This is a genomic window from Rossellomorea aquimaris (assembly GCF_000935355.1).
In the GTDB taxonomy this organism is placed as follows: domain Bacteria; phylum Bacillota; class Bacilli; order Bacillales; family Bacillaceae_B; genus Rossellomorea; species Rossellomorea aquimaris_B.
In genome coordinates this window covers 328,965-350,730 of the sequence record NZ_JXZC01000002.1, presented here as the reverse complement: position 1 = coordinate 350,730, position 21,766 = coordinate 328,965, and the positions used below count along the sequence as shown (strand labels likewise).

23 protein-coding genes, 1 pseudogene and 1 riboswitch are annotated in these 21,766 nt (G+C 42.5%); all 24 genes and pseudogenes read left to right on the top strand.

The window, feature by feature from the left end; translation table 11 throughout:
• Positions 1-16: 16 nt before the first annotated feature.
• Positions 17-130: pseudogene (locus tag TV75_RS08820) on the top strand (flagellin); the annotation flags it as partial.
• Positions 131-629: 499 nt separating this feature from the next.
• Positions 630-989, top strand: coding sequence for a flagellar protein FlaG (gene flaG, locus TV75_RS08815; protein ID WP_044338357.1), 360 nt, complete (start codon positions 630-632; stop codon positions 987-989).
• Positions 990-1,004: 15 nt separating this feature from the next.
• A complete protein-coding gene (locus TV75_RS08810) occupies positions 1,005-2,528 on the top strand; it encodes a flagellar hook-associated protein 2 (RefSeq protein ID WP_044338356.1) in 1,524 nt (507 codons plus the stop codon).
• Between the two features lie 22 nt (positions 2,529-2,550).
• On the top strand, positions 2,551-2,955 hold the full coding sequence (gene fliS, locus TV75_RS08805; RefSeq protein ID WP_044338355.1) for a flagellar export chaperone FliS: 405 nt from the start codon (positions 2,551-2,553) through the stop codon (positions 2,953-2,955).
• Positions 2,952-3,293, top strand: a complete 342-nt coding sequence (locus TV75_RS08800) for a flagellar protein FliT (protein WP_044338354.1) — start codon at positions 2,952-2,954, stop codon at positions 3,291-3,293. Before fliS ends, TV75_RS08800 begins: the two co-directional genes overlap by 4 nt.
• Before the next feature lie 85 nt (positions 3,294-3,378).
• Positions 3,379-3,723, top strand: a complete 345-nt coding sequence (locus TV75_RS08795; RefSeq protein WP_044338353.1) for an MmcQ/YjbR family DNA-binding protein — start codon at positions 3,379-3,381, stop codon at positions 3,721-3,723.
• A 6-nt stretch (positions 3,724-3,729) separates the two neighbouring features.
• The gene (locus TV75_RS08790) at positions 3,730-4,485 is read left to right on the top strand and encodes an ABC transporter permease (protein WP_052504472.1); all 756 of its coding nucleotides are present in this window, start codon (positions 3,730-3,732) and stop codon (positions 4,483-4,485) included.
• Between the two features lie 187 nt (positions 4,486-4,672).
• Positions 4,673-5,236, top strand: a complete 564-nt coding sequence (locus TV75_RS08785; RefSeq protein ID WP_044338352.1) for an REP-associated tyrosine transposase — start codon at positions 4,673-4,675, stop codon at positions 5,234-5,236.
• 392 nt (positions 5,237-5,628) lie between these two features.
• A complete protein-coding gene (hpf, locus tag TV75_RS08780) occupies positions 5,629-6,207 on the top strand; it encodes a ribosome hibernation-promoting factor, HPF/YfiA family (RefSeq protein WP_044338351.1) in 579 nt (192 codons plus the stop codon).
• 155 nt (positions 6,208-6,362) lie between these two features.
• Positions 6,363-7,199, top strand: a complete 837-nt coding sequence (locus tag TV75_RS08775) for a DUF1028 domain-containing protein (protein WP_044338350.1) — start codon at positions 6,363-6,365, stop codon at positions 7,197-7,199.
• 129 nt (positions 7,200-7,328) lie between these two features.
• Positions 7,329-8,459: a YecA family protein gene (locus tag TV75_RS08770; protein ID WP_044338349.1), complete on the top strand. Its 1,131-nt coding sequence runs from the start codon at positions 7,329-7,331 to the stop codon at positions 8,457-8,459.
• A 463-nt stretch (positions 8,460-8,922) separates the two neighbouring features.
• Entirely contained in the window at positions 8,923-11,433 is a 2,511-nt protein-coding gene (gene secA / locus TV75_RS08765; protein WP_044338348.1) for a preprotein translocase subunit SecA, read from the top strand.
• A 496-nt stretch (positions 11,434-11,929) separates the two neighbouring features.
• Positions 11,930-13,031 (top strand): peptide chain release factor 2 gene (gene prfB / locus TV75_RS08760; RefSeq protein WP_156142358.1). Its coding sequence is split into 2 segments (ribosomal slippage): positions 11,930-12,001 and positions 12,003-13,031, totalling 1,101 coding nucleotides; the frame shifts between segments, so codons are not numbered across the junction.
• 543 nt (positions 13,032-13,574) lie between these two features.
• Positions 13,575-14,447 (top strand): YitT family protein, encoded by an 873-nt coding sequence (locus TV75_RS08755; protein ID WP_044338346.1) that lies wholly within the window; start codon positions 13,575-13,577, stop codon positions 14,445-14,447.
• A gap of 81 nt (positions 14,448-14,528) precedes the next feature.
• The gene (cccB, locus tag TV75_RS08750) at positions 14,529-14,840 is read left to right on the top strand and encodes a cytochrome c551 (protein ID WP_044338345.1); all 312 of its coding nucleotides are present in this window, start codon (positions 14,529-14,531) and stop codon (positions 14,838-14,840) included.
• Between the two features lie 509 nt (positions 14,841-15,349).
• Positions 15,350-16,036 carry a cell division ATP-binding protein FtsE gene (gene ftsE, locus TV75_RS08745; RefSeq protein WP_044338343.1) on the top strand — a complete coding sequence of 229 codons (687 nt, stop codon included), beginning with the start codon at positions 15,350-15,352 and terminating at the stop codon, positions 16,034-16,036.
• Positions 16,026-16,910, top strand: coding sequence for a permease-like cell division protein FtsX (gene ftsX, locus TV75_RS08740; RefSeq protein ID WP_044338342.1), 885 nt, complete (start codon positions 16,026-16,028; stop codon positions 16,908-16,910). The genes ftsE and ftsX overlap by 11 nt, the downstream gene beginning before the upstream one ends.
• 39 nt (positions 16,911-16,949) lie before the next feature.
• Entirely contained in the window at positions 16,950-18,305 is a 1,356-nt protein-coding gene (locus TV75_RS08735; protein ID WP_044338341.1) for a murein hydrolase activator EnvC family protein, read from the top strand.
• A 145-nt stretch (positions 18,306-18,450) separates the two neighbouring features.
• Positions 18,451-18,541: riboswitch (cyclic di-GMP riboswitch) on the top strand.
• A 185-nt stretch (positions 18,542-18,726) separates the two neighbouring features.
• On the top strand, positions 18,727-18,903 hold the full coding sequence (locus tag TV75_RS08730; protein WP_156142357.1) for a hypothetical protein: 177 nt from the start codon (positions 18,727-18,729) through the stop codon (positions 18,901-18,903).
• Positions 18,904-19,088: 185 nt separating this feature from the next.
• On the top strand, positions 19,089-19,358 hold the full coding sequence (rpsN, locus tag TV75_RS08725; RefSeq protein ID WP_044338339.1) for a 30S ribosomal protein S14: 270 nt from the start codon (positions 19,089-19,091) through the stop codon (positions 19,356-19,358).
• 30 nt (positions 19,359-19,388) lie between these two features.
• Positions 19,389-19,634: a type B 50S ribosomal protein L31 gene (locus tag TV75_RS08720; RefSeq protein WP_044338338.1), complete on the top strand. Its 246-nt coding sequence runs from the start codon at positions 19,389-19,391 to the stop codon at positions 19,632-19,634.
• Positions 19,635-19,694: 60 nt separating this feature from the next.
• Complete coding sequence (locus tag TV75_RS08715) at positions 19,695-20,069, top strand: hypothetical protein (RefSeq protein WP_044338337.1); 375 nt, start codon at positions 19,695-19,697, stop codon at positions 20,067-20,069.
• Between the two features lie 331 nt (positions 20,070-20,400).
• Positions 20,401-20,970 (top strand): class I SAM-dependent methyltransferase, encoded by a 570-nt coding sequence (locus tag TV75_RS08710; RefSeq protein WP_044338336.1) that lies wholly within the window; start codon positions 20,401-20,403, stop codon positions 20,968-20,970.
• Positions 20,971-21,051: 81 nt separating this feature from the next.
• On the top strand, positions 21,052-21,765 hold the full coding sequence (locus tag TV75_RS08705; protein WP_044338335.1) for a cytochrome c biogenesis CcdA family protein: 714 nt from the start codon (positions 21,052-21,054) through the stop codon (positions 21,763-21,765).
• Position 21,766: the final 1 nt, after the last annotated feature.

Here is a 21,766-nt window from a genome sequence, read left to right as displayed (position 1 = left end):
AGTAAATGTTCGCACGATGGCGAAAGAAATGATGAACCAAACAAAGAATTCTATTCTTTCTCAAGCAGCGCAAGCAATGTTAGCTCAATCCAATCAAATGCCTCAAGGAGTTTTACAACTTCTGAGATAGTTGATTAGAGGGCGTCCAGTTTGGTAACGAGCTGGAGTATTACTGGGTGAATTGCTGGAACTTCCTAAAGCTTTATCAACCACAACGAAACTGGAAACAGTAGGCGGAATGGTCGGAAAATGATAGAGATGCACCAATGGATAATCAGCAGCCAAGCTCCTGTGAGGAAACTCTGGAGAAGGTTCAACGACTAGAGAACACGGTCTAAGGCAAAGCTATGATTATGAATCTCGTAGGGCAGCAAAAGCTGTTCGAAGTGCCCAGCCCCTTAAAAAATAAGGGTGAAGATATAGTCTATTCTATGATCGAAAGACATAGTCGCAAAGCAAGCGAACCAACAACCACAAGGGGTTTTACAACTTCTTCGTTAATTTTTCTAAGAGGGGCTCTAGTAATAGGGTCTCTTTTTTACTTATAAAAAATGAATAGGATATCTAACTACTAAACTTTCCCCACCAAATTCCGATATAACCCATATAACCCCCAGGAGGATCAAACGATGATTGATAAAGTGACAGGCAAAGTTTCAGGAATACAATCATTTACTAGATTAGAGAACCAAACCAGTGAAGAAGTGAAACAAATTCAAGCACAGGCACGACACCATGAAGAAACCTCAACCAAAGAACCTGTCACAAAAGAAAAGATGGTAGATGTCGTCCACGGGATGAATGAGTTTATGTCCACTTCGAATACACACCTCAAATTTGAATTTCATGATAAATTACAGGAATATTATGTGACGATCGTGGATGATCGTACGCATGAAATAGTGAAAGAAATACCAGCAAAGAAGATTCTTGATATGCATGCGGCGATGACGGAATTTGTTGGTTTGATGGTCGATAAGAAGATTTAGCGGAAGGAGATACATATGGCTGATATGAGAATTGGTGGACTTGCCAGTGGCATGGACACGGATCAAATCATTAAAGACCTGATGAAGGCAGAGCGGATTCCTTTGGATAAACTGGAACAGAAGAAACAATTCCTAGAATGGCAGCGGGATGATTACCGTGACATGAATAAAATGATGTTTGATTTTAGTAATCTAATTTTTGACGGAGTAATGAAGCAGGGGACGTACACTCAGAAAACGGTATCTGTGTCGAACCCGAATGAAGTGTCCGTTAAGAATATCAATTCTACCACCGACTTCTCAGGAACATTGAATGTGGAAAAGTTAGCTACTGCCGCTACTATGTACAGCTCGGCGATTACCCAGTCTGATGGGGGAGCAGTTGATCCCAAAAAGAAGTTGAGTGAATCGTTCGGGATGACGGGTGAGCAGAGCATCAAAGTAAAGGCAATCAAAGCAGACGGAACGATGGCGGCTGATTTTACCGAAATCAAATTTAATGCTGAAGATGAAACGTTGGACAGTTTAATCGCGAAGATCAATGCGCAGACCGGCGTCACTATGTTCTATGACCAGCACACAAAGCAAATGTCTGTCATGAGTAAGAATACAGGTGCCAATGCCGGCGGTGCTGAAATTGAACTGCAGGGAGATCTGTTTACTACCCACCTGAAGCTTGATGCTGACAATGCTACTGCCGTGGCTAATAATAGAGGATCCATTGGAGAGAATGCCAAATTCACATATAATGGAATGGCGACTGAACGTTCGTCCAATACGTTCACGATCAACGGCTTTGAATTAACATTGAAAAACGCATCCAATACCAATGTAACCTTCGCGTCACAGCCTGACACGGATAAAATACTAGAGAAAATCGTCAAGTTCGTCGACGAATACAACAAACTCATCGAAAAAGTAAACGGTGAAATGAACGAAAAGAAATACCGGGATTTCCAACCATTGACGGCTGAACAAAAAGAGTCGATGGAAGAAAAAGAAATCGAATTATGGGAAGAAAAGTCCCGTAGTGGGACGCTTCGGAATGATTCCGTCTTAACATCGGGTCTGAACAAAATGCGTACAGACATGTACACACCAGTTTTAGGCGGTACATCAGGAGTCGACCAGCTGGCGCAAATAGGAATCAAAACATCAAGTAACTACCTTGACCGTGGAAAGCTGATCATTGATGAGAGCAAGCTGAAAGAAGCAATATCAAAAGATCCGAATGCTCTATACGAAATTTTTGCGAAAAATGGAGAGACTCCAGGTGAGCAGGGAATAGCCCGTCGTCTTCGTGAAACGTTGAAAAATACAATGGACAGCATTGAGAAAAAAGCCGGAAAAGCATCCAGTACAAATAATACATTTACCCTTGGTCGCCTATTGAACAATATGGACAATCAAATGAATCGCTTTGAAAATCGTCTGATCCAAGTCGAAGACCGCTATTGGCGCCAATTCACCGCCATGGAAAAAGCGATCCAGCGTTCAAACCAGCAATCCATGTTCCTCATGAACCAATTTGGCGGCTAATCATACCTAAAGGAGTGTCACTATGGCCATCAACAACCCTTATGCAGCATACCAGAACAACTCGGTTAACACCGCGTCACCAGGTGAACTCACCCTTATGCTCTATAACGGAAGCCTTAAATTCATCCATATAGCGAAAAAAGCGATGGAAGATAAGAATATTGAACTGAAGAATACAAATATCCAGAAGACACAGGCCATCGTGAATGAGCTGATGGTTACGTTAAACATGGATCTTGAAGTATCGAAAAATTTAATGTCCCTATACGACTACATCAATCGCCGTCTGACGGAAGCCAATATCAAGAATGATGCTTCTATTTTAGAAGAAGTGGAAGGCCTCATCACAGAGTTCCGCGACACGTGGAAAGAAGTCATTCAGCTGAACCGTCAAAAGCAGCACGGGGGTCAGGTGGGACAGGCGTGAGCTCGGTCGTTCGTTGTCACACCATTACGAAGCAATTGAAAGAAGCGTTGGAACACATAGAAAATCGAGAATTCACGATCGAAACAATAGAGTCTCTTTTAGATAAAAGACAAAGTTTAATCACAGCGATCAGGCCCCCTTTTACCGAAGAGGAGCAAGTGCTTGGAAAGCAAATGATCACATGGAGTCAAGAAATAGATAAGGAACTCTCACAATTGCAGTCTTCAATAAAACGGGACATGAACGGGTTATCCAGGAAAAGAACCTCCGTTCAGAAATATGCAAATCCATACGAATCCTTACAATACGACGGAATGTTCTACGATAAAAAGAAATAAAGCCTCGGCCAATATGCGAGGCTTTTTTCTATTTCCAAATACTCTCATGCTATAATAATAGAAAAAATGCTGGAGGGAAGCCGGTATGAAAAATAGTCTGGTAGATGAAATCAGAAGTCTTTGCGTAACCTATCCTGAAGTCCATGAACATATAGACGGCTTCGGCCACACTTCCTTCCGGGTGAAGGACAAGCCATTTGTGATCATTGGCGAGGAGAACAATCTCTCCTTATCTATTAAAACCCTCCCCACCACGCAAGAAATTTTACTGGAACAGCCAGGTTACACGAAAGCCCCGTACATCGGAAGACATGGCTGGGTGTTAGTAGACACCGAGGAAGTAGGAAGGCAAGCGATTGAAGCCTTGATTCACGAAGGCTATTTGAGAGTGGCTCCCAAGAAACTGGCAAATCAAGTTCGAAACGGATGAAGACATATGATCAACCTAATAACCAATGAACTCATAAAACAACTATCCCGTCCCCGCATGTGGATTTCCATTGGAGTCATCGTATTCATCAACTCCATCGCATCCCTTTTCGTCTACATGCTATTCGATGGAATCCAATTCTCCTTCTGGGAATACATGCGAATCAGTTCAAACCTGCTCATTGTCCTCCAAGTCTTCTGCCTCATCATAGCAGGCGACATCGTATCCAGTGAGTTTTCGACAGGTACCATCAAGCTGCTGCTCATTCGCCCTGTCAACCGTGTGAGAATATTGCTCTCAAAATACTTAACGGTCGTTGTCATAGCAACACTTCTGACAACCGCACATTTCTTATTTTCGTCCATACTGGGCATACTCTGGTTCTACGACAGCTTCTTTGACTTCAGCTTGAACGTTTTTATTGTAGCGGGGGCTTATGTGCTGAGATTTCTTGAGTTGGTCGTGATTTGTTCCTTTGCTTTCACTCTATCTGTACTGACGAGAAGCGGTTCTTTTGCCATTGGATCGACTATCTTTCTGACATTCTCTGCAGGGACATTCTTACTTGTAATGAACGAGAGGGGAATGGAGTGGGGGAAGTATTTGTTGTTTGCAAACACGGATCTGCAGCAGTATTTCTTCGGCACACCTCCTTTTGAAGGGATGACGTTTTTGTTTTCTGTTGGTGTGATTGTGGTGTATCTGATTGGATTTGGTGGATTGGCGGGGTGGTTTTTTGGTCGGCGGGATGTGGATGTTTAGTTCTCTCTTGTACCAGGTACAATGAATCCAATTTGTACCTGGTACAAGAGGTCAGATATGTACCTGGTACAAAAAGGTCCAGATGTACCAGGTACATATCAACTTTCACACACATATGAGAAGGGAAATTTCGAATCATGTCGAATAAGAATAAAAGTTGTAACTTTATTAAAGAGAGGAAGATTTAATGACAAGAAATCATAGGGTCTGGTATCCTGGAGCTATTTATCACATAACCGCACGAGGTAACAGGAAGAATAATCTTTTTCGAGATAGAAAAGATTTTAATCATTATTTAGGATTAGTACAAAGAGCAAAAGAAAAAACTCCATTCATTCTCCATTCGTATTGCCTCATGCCCAATCATGTTCATCTCATAATTGGGACACTCGATGACTCTCCTTCAGAGATTATCCATTACATTCATTCCATTTATGCTAGGTATTTTAACCGGAAATACAACTATATTGGTCATGTGTTTCAGGACCGATATTATGCCAAGCTAATTAATAATTCTAAGCAGCTTATCGATACAAGTAGTTACATTCATTTGAACCCGGTGAAATCCAAGTACTCTAAACAACCAGAAGACTATAATTGGAGCAGCTATAAGAGTTTTATAAATGCAGGTTATAAATCAATTGTCGATACTCAAAAGATTCTTTCAAATCTTGGTGATCATCCAAACGAGAAATATAAATTTTATGTAGAAACAAAATTTAATATTAAGGATTGGAACCAGCCGATATAACTGTTTATTTCATTTTGTACGAGGTGCATTTGTTAGTCATTGTACCTGGTACAATCCAAAGTAATTGTACCAGGTACTAAATTTAAAACACCAATGCCAATCAACCTCATTCACAAATCCGCCCCAAACCATTCACAAAACCTCCAAATTCCCACCGTTTAATCTCCTCAAAAAGTGAGAAAATAATAATAGAAAGAGCCAAAGGTGAACCCTACATACTCGCAACCATCACCTCACTCTTTCATTCTCCAATCCCGCACCCATCAACACTTTCGACACCACATTACAAACTTTACGAAAAATTGACAAAAAATTTAGAAAGTTTAAGAAGGAATAATCAAGGGAATGGAGAATATATAAACATAGCTTTATTTTTAAAAGGAGGAGTTTACATGTTGAACTACAACATTCGAGGCGAGAACATTGAGGTAACTCCAGCGATTCGCGAACACGTGGAGAAGAAGATTGGCAAGCTAGACCGTTACTTTAATGAAACTCCTGATGCAAATGTACATGTTAATTTAAAAGTGTATCCTGATAAAAATACGAAAACTGAAGTGACTATTCCAATGCCGCAATTAGTGCTACGTGCAGAGGAACGCAACGCAGATATGTATGCGGCCATTGATCTGATTGTAGATAAATTGGAGCGTCAAATTCGCAAACATAAAACGAGAGTGAACCGTAAAATGCGTGAAAAGGGCAGCCCGAAGGAATTCTTCGCGGCTCAGGAAGATCTGAATCATGTTTCTCCTAACGGCGCAGCTGCCGTGGAATTGGAGGAAGAGGACGATACGGAAGTAGTAAGAACGAAGCAGTTCAATCTTAAGCCGATGGACAGTGAAGAAGCGATCTTGCAGATGAACATGCTGGGTCACACATTCTTCATTTTCACGGACGCAGAGACAAACGCGACGAATATTGTGTACAAGCGTCGTGATGGGAAGTATGGCTTGATTGAAACGAACTAACTATTTGATGAGGAGATCCTGCGGTCTACATGACTGCAGGATCTTTTTGATAAAAAGGATTTTTGACAATTATTGTAGAAGTTTGTAGGTAGACATTATGTTTTCACCCTCAAAGATAGGAAGATGGTAATAGAAAACTTAAGGAGGACATCACCATGACATATTCCATTGTAGGCTATGACCCGGAAGAAAAAGAGTGGGGGATTGCGGTTCAATCCAAATTCCTCGGTGTTGGATCCGTCGTACCTTTTGCGAAAGCGGGTGTAGGGGCCGTGGCGACTCAGTCATACGCGAATACCTCGTACGGACCCCACGCACTTCAATTAATGGAAGAAGGAAAGACGGCAGAGGAAGCGCTTGATATCATCACACAGGATGATCCGGAGCGTCCTTTACGTCAAGTAGGTTTGATTGATGCTGGAGGCAACCCTGCTACTTTCACAGGAGAAGGCTGCTATGATTGGGCTGGAGGACAAATAGGAAAGCACTTTGCTGCCCAAGGGAATATTTTAGTTGATGAAAATACCGTAAAGGCGATGGCGGAGACATTTGAGTCGACGACCGGATCGCTGGCTGAACGATTACTCCATGCACTCGATGCCGGTCAGGAAGCGGGAGGTGATTCCCGGGGTATGCAGTCTGCTGCGCTTCTAGTGGTGAAGGAAAGCGGTGGATATGGTGGCTTCAATGATCGGTACATCGATCTCAGGGTGGATGATCACGCGTCTCCTATTAAGGAACTGAAGCGAATCTATCTGTTGCATCAGCTCTATTTTAAAGAATCAGATCCTGGTAGAGTCGTATTACTGGAAGGTGAAATCCACGATGAAGTTGAGCGGGAACTTACCCGTCTTGGCTATGCAAAAGAAAGACAGTCCCTTCATCAGAGTTTGAAAGACTATCTCCACACCGAGAACTTTGAAATGCGGGAGCAGGATGAGAATTATATCGATTTAGATGTCTTGGATTATATGAAAAAACAAGGACGATAGATCATTAAAGAACCGGTCCAAAAGCGATTGGTTCTTTTTTCTTGTTCTAAAACAGTTTAAGGAACGTCACAAATGTTATATAATGAACATTTGTGTACGGGACTCAAGAAGTTGGAGGTAAATACAAACATGAGTACAGTCGGAAGAAATGAACCATGCCCATGCGGCAGTGGGAAAAAATATAAGAAATGCTGTGAAAAAGAAAATGTTGTGAATATAGATACGTTGGTGAGTCAGGAGCTGGATGTGCTTCAGGCGCAACTTTATGATTATATTGCTACGGCGCAGTCAACAGAGATGGAAGAATCCTATCATCATTACTTGGCGAAGATGGATCTGATGCAAGCGGATCCGGATATTTATGAAATGGCATTTGTCAGCTGGTACGGAGCGACTCAAAAGGATGCCGACGGTGTTCGTTTGATTGAACGATTTGTTGATAAGCAGTTGAGCACGGTGACTCGTCCTCAGACCGCTGAAGTACTGGAGTCGTGGAAAAACGTTCGCGTGACGGCAGGTTCAGTCGAGAAGCTGGATGACAATACGTTACGTGTGGAAGAAGCCCTCTCTGGTGATGTGCTGATTGTAACGGAAAAATTCGGTAAGCTGGAAGAGAATAGTTTCTTCTTGGGGCTGTTGTTGCCGAATGGGGACAAGTATCTTCCATTCGCTCAATACTTCATTTATCCTGCGATTGAGAAAGCAGCGATGGAACTGGTCAAGATCCGCTTTGAACAAGGAGAGTTTGGAAGTCTGCATGATTACCTTTCAGGGCAGTACTTGGAAATAGCGGATGTGGGATTCGTTCTTTATAGTGCCGAGAAGAAGAAGGGCGGTAAAGCAGCAGCATCTACTAAAGCCACGGATGAAAGAGACACTTCCAAAGATTCGGATCAGAAATCCGAAGAAGCGATCGAAGGAGTAGAAATCTGGAGAACTCCGGAATACGTTGAAGCAATCACATCCCTTCAAAACTTCCTGACTGAAAAAGGGGAAGACAAAGAAGAAAGTGAGCTGCTCGTAGCCGTATTGGAAAAATACTTTTACACAGAGCGCCCAACGATCCGTAATCCGAAAATTTACTCCGGAGCACTGGTGGACATGGCGAAAAACATCGACGAAATCAGTATCCGCCACGTCCAAAAGGAACTGGCAGAATACTTCGATGTCTCAGCCAACAGCATCTCAAGACGAAGCAAACAAATCTGGGAAAGCTACCAGGACACCGTCTACGAACTACTGAAAGCAACCAAAGCCTGACCAATACAAAACACCTAAAAGTCGCCTGCATAGGCGGCTTTTTTGTTTTAGGGGGACGGACCTCACCTTTCACCAATTATATATGGAATTGCTTTAAAGTCGCCAATCCTTGATGGATTGATGAAGTAGGTGAGGTCCGTCCCTCATCACTCGCAACACTTGATCCATCCACGAACACGGGCTGATAGTGCAGCATCCAACCATTGAAACGGGTGAGGTTGGGAGGTCCGTCCCTCCTTGAGTTGTAACCCATATAGGATAGTGGTAAGATTGGTAGGGAATATATCGTGTTTTTGTGGGAGGATATTTGGATTTTGTAGCGAATTTTAACGTAGAGTGATTGGAAGCTGATGATGGTGAGTTTTTACATGAGTTTTCGACAATCTCATCTGAATTTCATTTTCATTTGTTATATTAGTGACGTTCGGCTCTCATTTAAACACAGATAAAGGAGCGTTTATACATGCTTGGTCTATTAAACAAAGTATTCGATGCGAATAAAAGAGAAATAAAGAGGCTGGAAAAACTGGCTGATCAAATAGAAGAATTAGGCCCCGATATGGAGCGTTTGACGGATGATGAAATCCGTGAAAGAACGGAGCGTTTCAAGGAGCGTTACCAAAAGGGTGAAGACCTGGAGGATATGCTGGTTGAAGCCTTTGCTGTCGTACGGGAAGCCGCGCGCCGCGTGTTGGGTCAGTACCCTTACCGCGTTCAGCTTATGGGTGGTGCCTCCCTGCATGGAGGGAACATCTCCGAGATGAAAACCGGTGAAGGTAAAACGCTGACAGCGACTATGCCTGTGTACTTGAATGCCATCACTGGAAAAGGCGTTCACGTTATCACAGTCAATGAATACCTGGCCAGCCGTGATGCTGAGGAAATGGGCAAGCTTTATAATTTCCTGGGACTCTCTGTAGGTCTGAACTTAAACTCTATGTCCAAAGACGAAAAGCGTGAAGCATACAAAGCGGATATCACATATGGTACGAATAACGAATTCGGATTCGACTACCTTCGTGACAATATGGTCCTGTACAAAGATCAAATGGTGCAGCGTCCGCTTCATTTTGCCGTAATCGATGAGGTTGACTCGATTTTAATCGATGAAGCACGTACACCTCTGATCATTTCCGGTAACGCACAGCGCACGCCTCAGCTTTATATCCAGGCCAATGCCGTCGTACGTACGCTGAAAAAAGATGAAGATTACACATATGATGAAAAAACAAAAGGTGTTCAATTAACGGAAGACGGAATCAGCAAAGTGGAAAGATCCTTCCACATTGATAACCTTTTTGATATTTCACATGTAACCCTGAACCATCATATCAATCAAGCATTAAAAGCTCACGTCAGCATGCACCGTGATGTGGACTATGTGGTTCAGGAAGGCGAAATCGTCATCGTTGACTCTTTCACAGGACGTCTGATGAAAGGTCGTCGTTACAGTGACGGACTTCACCAATCGATCGAGGCAAAAGAAGGCCTTGAAATCCAGAACGAAAGTATGACGATGGCAACGATCACGTTCCAGAACTACTTCCGTATGTACGAAAAGCTTTCCGGTATGACCGGTACGGCGAAAACGGAAGAGGAAGAGTTCCGTAATATCTACAATATGAACGTTATTGTGATTCCGACAAACAAGCCGATCGTCCGTGATGACCGTGCCGATCTGATCTATGCTTCTATAGAAGGGAAATTCCTTGCAGTAGTCGAGGATATCAAAGAGCGTCATGAAAAAGGACAGCCTGTTCTGGTTGGTACGGTTGCCGTTGAAACGTCAGAGCTTATCTCTAAACTATTGACGAAAAAAGGCGTACGCCACAATGTATTGAATGCGAAAAATCATGGCCGTGAAGCGGAAATCATTTTGGAAGCGGGTCAGCCTGGTGCTGTAACGATCGCGACAAACATGGCCGGCCGTGGTACGGATATCAAGCTTGGAGAAGGCGTCATCGAACGTGGCGGTCTTGCCGTTATCGGGACCGAGCGTCATGAATCACGCCGTATCGATAATCAGCTTCGTGGACGTTCCGGACGTCAGGGAGATCCCGGTGTGACCCAGTTCTATCTTTCTATGGAAGATGAACTGATGCGTCGATTCGGCTCTGACAATATGAAGAGCATGATGGAACGCCTTGGAATGGATGATACGCAGCCAATCCAAAGTAAAATGGTCAGCCGTGCCGTTGAATCGGCCCAGAAACGAGTGGAAGGAAACAACTTCGATGCTCGTAAACAGCTTCTGCAATACGATGATGTATTACGTCAACAACGTGAAATCATCTATAAACAGCGTAATGAAGTAATCGACTCTGAAAACCTTCGTGACATTGTTGAAGGCATGATCAAATCAGCCATCGAGCGTCAGGTAGCAGCCCATACAGCAGAAGAAGACATGGAAAACTGGAATCTTCAAGGAATCGTTGATTATGTGAACGCCAATCTTCTTCCTGAAGACGATGTGACAGTCGATGATCTTCGCGGAAAAGAACCGGAAGAAATGATGGATCTGATCTATGAAGACGTGAAGCATCGTTACGATGAAAAAGAAGAACAGCTCACGCCGGAGCAAATGCGCGAGTTTGAAAAAGTCATCCTGCTACGTGCGGTTGATACGAAATGGATCGACCATATCGATGCGATGGATCAATTGCGCCAGGGTATCCACCTGCGTGCATACGGTCAAACCGATCCACTGCGTGAATACCAGCATGAAGGGTTTGCCATGTTTGAAAGCATGGTGCTCGCAATCGAAGAAGACGTGGCAAAATACGTCATGAAAGCTGAAATCCGCAACAATCTTGAACGTCAGGAAGTAGCCAAAGGTCAAGCGGTGAACCCGAAAGAAGAAGGCGGTAAGGCTAAGAAACAACCAGTTCGCAAGCAAGAAGACGTAGGGCGCAACGACCCATGCCCATGCGGAAGCGGCAAAAAGTACAAACACTGCCACGGCATAACTGGATAAATAAAAAGATGCTACCTGGTGCTTATTTTGATAAAATAAGTGCCAGGTACTTTTCCGTTTTTAATGGATGCCTGGGAAAGATTTTACTAATGATTGGATGTTTTCTTCTACTAGAGTTTTATTAATAAGTTATGTGAAAGCATGACTTTAAACTTGATTGGAGCGGAAGGTGCTCGACTCCTGCGGGAATAGCGGGAAAGTACGAAAAGCGGAGGCGGCTCGCACAGCCCCGACAAGCATAAGCTGAATGGGCCGGGAAGGCGTTCTTTGCCTTCTTGGACCATTTAGCTTATGATCTCGAGGGGCTAGCCGCCGGAGCTGGAATGTTGAGACCCCGCAGGGCAAAGCCCGAGGAGGCTCAACTCACGCCCCGCGGAAAGCGAACACCTGGAGCGGAAATCAACCAGCACTCTCTAATAGAAACATGCCACTCCATTCCACGTATCAACTATACAAAATAAATGAACAACCCAAATAACTATAGAGGTGACCACACATGGAACTATCAGAAATCAGAGCAGAGTTAGAAAAATCAGCTAAGACATTAGCGGACTTCAGGGGGTCTCTTTGACTTAGAAAACAAAGAGGCGAGAATCCAAGAACTTGACGAAATCATGGTTCAACCCGATTTCTGGGATGATCAGCAGAAAGCACAAGGATTAATCAATGAAGGAAACGGTTTGAAGGATCTCGTAAATGAGTACAAATCATTGCTTGAATCCCATGAAAACCTTGAGCTGACCCTTGAACTGATCAAAGAAGAGCCGGACGAAGAACTTCAAAAGGACCTTGAAGAGGAGCTGGGTGATTTAGTCAAACGACTAAATGACTACGAGCTTCAGCTTCTTCTAAGTGAAGAACATGATAAGAATAATGCGATCCTTGAGCTGCACCCAGGTGCAGGTGGAACCGAGTCTCAGGATTGGGGCTCCATGCTTCTTCGCATGTACACACGTTGGGGAGAAAAACGTGGCTTCAAAGTTGAAACACTTGATTATCTTCCAGGTGATGAAGCCGGGATCAAAAGTGTCACCCTTGCGATTAAAGGTCACAATGCGTATGGATATTTAAAAGCTGAAAAGGGCGTACACCGTCTTGTGCGTATTTCTCCATTCGATTCTTCAGGCCGTCGCCACACTTCTTTCGTATCTTGTGAAGTCATGCCTGAGTTTAATGAAGAAATCGAAATCGAAATCCGTACGGAAGACCTGAAAATCGACACGTATCGTGCAAGTGGGGCCGGTGGACAGCACATCAATACGACGGACTCGGCTGTCCGTATCACTCACTTACCGACGAATGTCGTGGTAACCTGCCAATCTGAGCGTTCTCAGATCAAGAACCGTGAGTCAGCCATGAAAATGCTTAAAGCCAAGCTTTATCAGAAGCGAATCGAAGAACAAGAGCAAGAGCTTGCGGAAATTCGTGGAGAACAAAAGGAAATCGGATGGGGAAGTCAGATCCGCTCATACGTATTCCACCCATATTCAATGGTCAAAGACCACAGAACCAACACTGAATCCGGTAACGTACAAGGCGTCATGGACGGCGACATCGACCCATTCATCAATGCCTACCTGCGTTCCAAAATTCAATAATCATTCTCAAGCTGAACCCACCTATCCAATGGAGGGTTCAGCTTTTTTCTAAATTTATTTAGGGACGGACCTCAAAGAGTGATGAAGTTCTTCCATTATATGTATAAATGAGGGCTTGGAATATACTCTACATAGATGAATAAGTACATACCAACGACTGCCATTATCCCCTTTGCAGAAGGTCGAATCTAAATTTTTCTTAGTGAAAGTCCGATATTCTGTTATCCGCCCCCCATTATCCAAGGTCCGTCCCTCACCGCTGCACCCCAATCCATTAGTGCTTTACCACGGTATTGAAGTGTCATTTACACCTCCAAGTACCCATGCTATACTCTCAAAGGTTGATACAGAGCGTGTTTGAAGGGTTGATATGTCTATTTATCATCTCAATTCATTACCTCTGCGGTCATTAGAAAAGACTATTGGTGAACAACCCTAATCTCAAAAGACGAGGCAGGATCCGTGATAAGAGGTTCGTCCCTCTGCATAAAGGAAGAGGTTGTACTCATACTATAAATACATAGGTTAAAGGAGTCGTACTGGATGGGTTTGAAGGAGAGACGTCGTGAGCAGGCATTTAATCCACGGAAAGAGAAGTTGTTAGAGTATTTGTTTGTTGTGTTTGGGTCAACGATTGTGGCTATTGCGTTTAATGTATTCTTATTGCCGAATGAGGTGGCTTCAGGAGGGGTGAGCGGGATATCGACCATCCTTAAAGGTCTGTTCGATTGGAAGCCAGCCTTTGTTCAGTGGGCATTTAATATTCCGTTGTTCATTGCAGGGTTAATCTTCCTGGGCCTTCAATTTGGCGTGAAAACAGCCATCGGTACGGTCTTCTTACCATTAGTGGTGTTTTTAACAGAAAGTTGGGAGCCATGGACAGAGGACCCTTTATTAGGCGCATTATTCGGCGGGATCGGTGTAGGATTGGGGTTGGGAATTGTCTTTCGAGGTAAGGCATCTACAGGAGGGACGGACCTTGCAGCCCAGATCGTAAACAAATTCACAGGGTTGTCCCTTGGCACGTGTGTGGCGCTTATTGATGGAATGATCGTTCTGTCGGCAGCCATCGTGTTTGACATCGAGCGTGGTTTATATGCCCTTATCGGCTTATACGTGACCAGTAAAACGATTGATTTAGTCCAAGTCGGCATCAGCCGTTCAAAAATGGCTCTTATCATTACAAACAGACAGGAAGAAGTCCGTGAAGGAATCCTGAATAAAATCGATCGTGGTGTGACAAAACTATCTGCATACGGTGGTTATACGGACGATGAGCGCCCGATCCTTATGTGCGTGGTCGATCAAACAGAATTCACAAAACTGAAACAACTGGTCAAAACCATTGACCCCTCTGCCTTCGTCGTCACAATGGACGCTTCTGAAGTGTTGGGAGAAGGTTTCAAACGCGTTTAACCTTGGTATAATTATGTAATAGAGGGACGGACCTCGGTATATCCCGTTACTCATAAAAATGTGTTCCTAGGGGGAGAAAAAATGAAGAAAAAGCTACTTGGAATTGTTTTTGGCGCTTCATTGGTACTTGCAGCCTGCGGTGGCGGCGAAGAGAGTACAGAAACAAGCTCTGGCGGAGTAGACCCTGAAAAAATCGTAAACAATAAATGCACCAGCTGTCACGGTGGTAACCTTGAAGGCGGAATGGGTCCAGCCCTAAATAAAATTGGTGCTGAATTAAACAAAGATCAAATTTTGGAAGTCATTCAAAATGGTAAAGGTCAAATGCCTGCAGGACTCATTAAAGGTGAAGAAGCAGAAGCAGTGGCAGAGTGGTTGGCGAATAAGAAATAAGTGAGGAAGAAGAGTCCTTGTAAGAGGATTCTTCTTTTTTTTTGATGCTTCACAAGTTTTACCCTTTCTCTTCTTTAAATATTTGTTACAGGAGCTAATCCCAATAACCATAGCTGGTAACCAGTACTCAAACCGTCCTCCGTTATAACCTAGTAACCAAATCAGAATAGCGCCAGCTTAGCATTTTGATGAAATGGATCCTCAAACTTCCGAATCTGGTATTAGCACCAGATACTAGTTATAAAAGACTACTTTTTTCGTTCGTAATAGGTACAATCGACAGTAAAATAGGTAAAAAATTCACATTATTATATGTTTTGAAACGTAAATGTAATAATTTTTTTCCTTAACATCGTATAAAGTGATGTTATAATAATTTTCGGGAGAGCAATTCGAGTTTTTTCGCCATTTTGTGTCTAATTATGGTAAAAACGTTGAGCTCATACCGCGTACATATGTCGATAACAGCCAAGAGGGTAACTACATAATACAAATTAGGTGATTTTAAAATGATAGAAATGAAAGACGTCTACAAGCAGTACAGCAACGGTGTCATGGCTGCTAATGGCTTTAACGTCCACATTAAGCAAGGCGAGTTTGTGTATGTTGTGGGTCCAAGTGGCGCCGGGAAGTCTACTTTTATTAAAATGATGTACCGCGAAGAACGTCCTTCCAAAGGAGATATCATTGTAAATGGTATCAATCTCGCAAAATTAAAAAATAGTAGAGTTCCATACTTACGAAGAAACGTTGGGGTTGTATTTCAGGATTTCAAGCTATTGCCATCGCTGACAATCTATGAAAACATTGCCTTTGCCCTTGAAGTAATAGAAGAACATCCAAAGCAAATCAAGAAGAGAGTCATGGAAGTCCTGGATCTGGTAGGGCTAAAGCACAAAGCAAGAATGCTCCCCGATGAGTTGTCCGGGGGAGAGCAGCAGCGTGTATCCATCGCAAGATCCATCGTGAATACGCCGAAGCTTGTGATTGCGGATGAGCCTACAGGTAACCTGGATCCTGAGACATCTTGGGATATCATGAACATTTTTGAAGAGATCAGTAACCGTGGAACGACAGTGATCATGGCTACACATAACCGGGAAATCGTAAATACTATCAAGCATCGGGTAATTGCCATTGAAAATGGCCGAATTGTTCGTGACGAACAGCGAGGTGATTACGGTTATGAAAGCTAGGACATATGGTCGACACCTTAGAGAGAGTTTCAAAAGCATCGGACGTAATGGCTGGATGACATTTGCGTCAGTGAGTGCCGTTACCGTAACCTTACTGCTCGTTGGTGTGTTTATGGTATTGATGCTAAACATGAACAAGGTTGCAACCGATATTGAAAAAGACGTTGAAGTGCGCGTTCTGCTCGAGGTCGGTACTGAAAAAGCTCAAATAGATGAAATCGAAAAGAAGATTAACCAAATAAGTGGAGTGGAATCCGTAGAGTATTCCTCTAAAGAAGAGGAGCTTCAGAATCTTGTGAAAGATCTGGGAGACGATTTCAGATTATTTGAACAAGATAATCCATTATACGATGTGTTTATCGTAAAAGCAGAGAATCCTCGTGACACAGGGAAGATTGCTGCTGAAATCAGCAAGTATGAGAATGTGAATGAAGCACTGTATGGTGAAGCGAAGATCGAAAAATTATTTAACGTACTTGAGATGAGCCGAAACGTTGGCCTGGTGTTAATCATCGGTCTGTTGTTTACAGCCATGTTCCTTATCTCCAATACGATAAAAATTACGATTGTCGCCAGAAGAAGGGAAATCGAGATAATGAAACTCGTGGGTGCAACCAACTGGTTTGTGCGCTGGCCATTTATACTAGAAGGATTATGGCTTGGAATTTTAGGTTCTATTATCCCGATCGCTCTTGTAACAACAGGTTACTACTATGCTTATGACTTTATTAAACCAAAACTACAAAACCATTTTATTCAGATATTGGATTTTACCCCCTTTATCTATCAAGTAAACGGATTAATTCTATTAATGGGTTGCTTGATCGGGGCATGGGGAAGCTTTATGTCTGTTCGTAAGTTCTTAAAAGTGTAAAATTTGATAGGTTGATAGAAGCTGAAAGGAGCATGCCGCTTGAACAAGAAGTATTTCATATCATTATCAATTGCAGCAGCCTTAACAATCGGAAGTTTACCAACATTGGGAACAACCGCTAACGCTCATTCCTCCGTGGAGGATTTAAAGAAACAGCAAGATGACATTTCTTCTAAAAAAGAGGAAATCAACGGAAAGATCAATGAGAAAAAATCAGAGATTAACCAAAACATCAATAAACAGCAAGAAATTCAATCACAAATTGCTGAGATCAGTACAAAATTAAAAGATACTGAAGCAAAGATTGCCGAAAAAACAAAAGAGATTGATGAAACCACTGCAGAAATCAATAAACTTAAAGAAGAAATTAAAGTACTAAAAGAAAAAATTGAAGAACGTAACGAACTATTAAAAGAGCGTGCACGTGCGATCCAGGAAAAAGGCGGCTCTGCAAATTATCTTGATGTACTACTTGGCGCGGACAGCTTCGGTGACTTCATCAACCGTGTAACAGCAGTAAATACAATCGTAAGTGCCGATAAAAAGATCATGGACGAACAAAAACGTGATCAGGCTGAATTAGAAAAGAAACAAGAAGAAGTAGAAGGCAAGCTTGCAGACCTGGAATCTACTAAAGCAAGTCTTGAGACTCTTAAAAAGGATCTTGATAGTCAAAAAACTCAAAAAGCTGAGTTATTCAAGCAGCTTGAAGCACAACAGGCTTCTCTTGAAGTAGAGAAAAAAGATCTTCAAAATGAATCTGATGAGCTTTCTAAAATGGAACATCAGCTTGAAGGTGAAATCCAGGCTGAACAAGCACGTCTAGCGGAACTTGCACGTCAGCGTGAAATCGAACGCAAGCGTCAAGCAGAAGCTGAAGCGGCAAAGCGTGCAGCGGAACAACAACAAGCAACTACAAGCAGCAGCGGTGGTTCTTCTGAATCTTCAGCACCTGCGCCATCAGCTCCAAGTGCACCAGTAAGTGCCGGTGCCTGGACATCTCCAGCTTCCGGAACGATTACTACAAACTTCGGCTGGGACGTGTTGAACGGTAAAAAGCGTTTTCACTATGGTACAGATATCGCAGCGCGCGGCAGTGTTCCAATCTCTGCAGCAGCGGATGGATACGTCATCAAGAGTCACTATAGCTCAAGCTACGGTAACGTAGTATATATCACTCACTCAATCAACGGACAAACCTTCACAACGGTTTATGCCCACATGGCTTCTTCGTCTGTTAGCACTGGACAAGCAGTTAACAAGGGAGACAGAATCGGATACATGGGTAACACAGGATACTCTTTCGGACAGCATTTACACTTTGAACTTCATGCAGGTTCATGGAATGCATCGAAATCTAATGCTGTAAACCCACGTCAATATATTAACTTCTAATTTTACGACCCCACTTCCTTAGAAGCGGGGTCTATTTTTTGCCGATATTTTAGTTCAATGTAAGTCTAGGGAATATTCACTATTTCCATTAAGAATCTTCTCAAATATTACACTATTTAGTATAATGACAACTGTAGTTTCTACAAATTGATAAGGGCAAACTAATTGAAAGATTAGGACGCAAAGCCACGGGTCTACCATTCTCAGATGAGAATAACGATGGCCGGGTTACCGAAAACAATGGATTACAATGAATACTATTTCGAAAATTTTAATTAGTATCATTTAGCCTGCCTTTTTGGTGGGCTTTTTTTATACGACTTGTTTGATAAGATTTGAATCTGTAGTAAGGATGATGATGTTGGAATTGACTGAATTAAAAAGGCAATTAAGAAGTTTCTGTAGAAGGAATCGTACTGCTTTGAAGTCTACTTATGTAGGTGAATATACAGCTGAAGAGATCAGTGAAATGCTTATCGAAAGTCTTGGTGCAGAAGAAGTAAAGAGAGTTGTACAGGACATCGAAATCATCAATCGCCGTGGTGGAAATACAGTTACATACTTTATGCATATTTTAGAAGGGCTAAAGGCAGCATAAGACGAATAAAACCGAATGCCGGTCATGAATGGCATTCGGTTTTATCTATTTTTTAACAGTATAAGAGAGTTCAATCCAATAAATTATAGGAAATTAATATCGTTGCAAAAAGAAAGAGAGTATGGTTTAATAACCATACGCACTTAAAACGTAATGATTACGATTAGAAAGAGGAGTGAACCATTTTGGCAAAGAAATCAAAGGTAGTGAAAGAGAAGAAACGTCAGGAACTTGTTCAGAAATACGCAGATTTACGCAGGGAGTTAAAGGAGAAGGGTGATTATGAAGCGTTAAGGAAGCTGCCGAGGGATTCCTCGCCGACCCGATTAAACAGTCGTTGTGAAGTTACAGGGAGACCAAGAGGCTATCTCCGTAAATTTAAGATGTCCCGTATCGCTTTCAGAGAGTTTGCTCATAAAGGGCAAATACCCGGCGTCAAAAAATCAAGCTGGTAATACATTAAACGTTAAGGTGGGGAATTAAGAATGAAAAAAGACATTCATCCAGAGTATCAACAAGTGGTATTTATGGACACGAACAGCGGTTTTTCCTTTTTAACAGGATCTACGAAAACATCCAATGAAACGATTGACTGGGAAGACGGGAGCACGTATCCTTTATTAAAAATAGAAGTAAGTTCGGATACGCATCCGTTTTATACAGGAAGACAGAAGTTCTCTGATAGAGGAGGCCGTGCAGAACGCTTCTTGAAAAAATACAACATGAAATAGTGCATGTCGTTCCACTAGAGAGAATAGGTTAAGGTATAGACTTATGCCGGGGTGAATACGATGAACGAACATTTAATGGAAATTGCTGCTCGGGATATTGTTAAGGGCCTGCCAAATGAAAAAAGGGAGATCTATCAATATGTGGTCGATCTTGAAGATGAATTGGCGAGCCGATCCGAGACGTCTGAGGAATTTATGGCCTTACTTGTGAAACATACTCCTCATCAACAGGCAGCCTCTCATTTTAACATGAACTTTGGAGAGCTGATGAAACGGATGAGGGAAATTGAACAAGAGATTAATGCCAAGTTAGATCAGAAGCTGCGAAATGTAACGTGGATTGATTATACAGACACCATTCGATCGATGAAAGGGTCAGAAGCAATAAATACAAGCTACTTCTTCTTTTCCATGAATCATGCTTATACTAAATAAGAAGTAGAACTTTATAATTTAAATCGTAATCATTTCGTTATAAAAGAAATACTCAGTAGGAAATGGGAATATCGAAGATCAGGGAACCGGTGTTTTCCCTTCTATAATTTCCTATGATCATAAGGGAAGTCCCTATCCTACAAAAGCAGAAATTAAGGATTCTCCTTCATGGAGAATCCTTTTATTATTCAAAATTTCGACACACATTTATTCATGCAATCTGTAATAATTCTCCTATAGGATAAACTATGAGTAAATAACTTGCTTGTATATAAAAGATTCAGGATACTAATACATAGTAGGGTATGAAGAACGAATGGAGGAATTCCCGATGGCCGGAGATTTATTCGAACACCATAAAGCTTCAAAGCTCCTCGACCCAAGACGTCAGGAGCTCGTACCAGTGGACAAAGTTCTCGAACTTCTCAAACTCAATAAAGACGATATCGTCGCCGACTTAGGCTGTGGAAATGGCTACCTGACCCTTCCCATTGCGAAAACGGTAGAATCAAAGGTACAGGCAGTAGATCTGCAGCAGGAAATGCTGGAATATCTGAAACACCGTGCCAATGAAGAAAATGTAGACAATATCGTTTATGTGAAATCATCCCTTGAATATCTCAGCTTCAACAAAGGTACTTTGGATAAAATCGTATCCGCTTTTGTCTTGCATGAAGTTCCCGATCTGATCAAAGTATTTCAGGATTTACACGATATGCTGAAGGAAGAAGGCATCTGGCTGATCCTGGATTGGGAAAGGGTAAAGTCAGAAATGGGACCGCCTCTGGATCATCGGATTTCTTCAGGGGAGCTCGATCGACAGCTCCAATCATCCGGGTTCCACACAACAGTGGGTCACTTGCATCCATCGGTTTATTATATTGTCGTGAAAAAAGGGTAGGAATATAGTAAATAAAGATAGCTATCTTAATCAAAGATTAACATTTCCTGTTCATACTGTTCATGTAAAGGAGTGATCAGTATGACGGAAGTATCTATTTGGTTCGCATTAGCCGCCGGGGCACTATCCTTTTTTTCACCTTGTGTGTTCCCGCTTCTCCCTGCTTACGTAAGTCATTTAACAGGTGGTCAGGCAAGAGAAGGACAAATGCAGGTGGAAAGATCGGTGGTTTTACTTAGGTCATTTGGTTTCATTGCAGGGTTTTCCCTCATCTTCATTCTAATGGGGGCTTCTGCCAGCTTCCTTGGAGAGATCTTCTCAGAATATAGAATCTATATCGAACAGATTGCAGGGATTCTCATCATTGTGTTTGGTTTACAGATGATGGGCTGGCTTAGCTTTTCTTTCTTAATGAAGGATTCGAGAAAGTTTGAAACAAGGAAGAAGGGAACGGCGTTAGGTTCTATCCTGCTGGGGATGGCCTTTGCCAGCGGATGGTCACCATGTGTAGGACTAACCCTTTCTTCCATCCTTTTATTGGCAAGTGCCACCAGTACATTGACTCAAGGAGTCGTGCTGTTGATTGTGTACTCGATTGGTTTAGCGGTACCGTTCCTGCTTATCTCACTGATGATCACGAAGACATTTACCGTAATGAAAATGGTGAATAAGATCTTGCCAAAGCTTTCTAAAATCAATGGAGCATTGATGATTGCATTGGGATTTCTCGTGTTCAGCGGGAAGATGCAGCAAATCAGCTCGTATCTATCTGTATTTAGTCTCTTCTCAACATAGG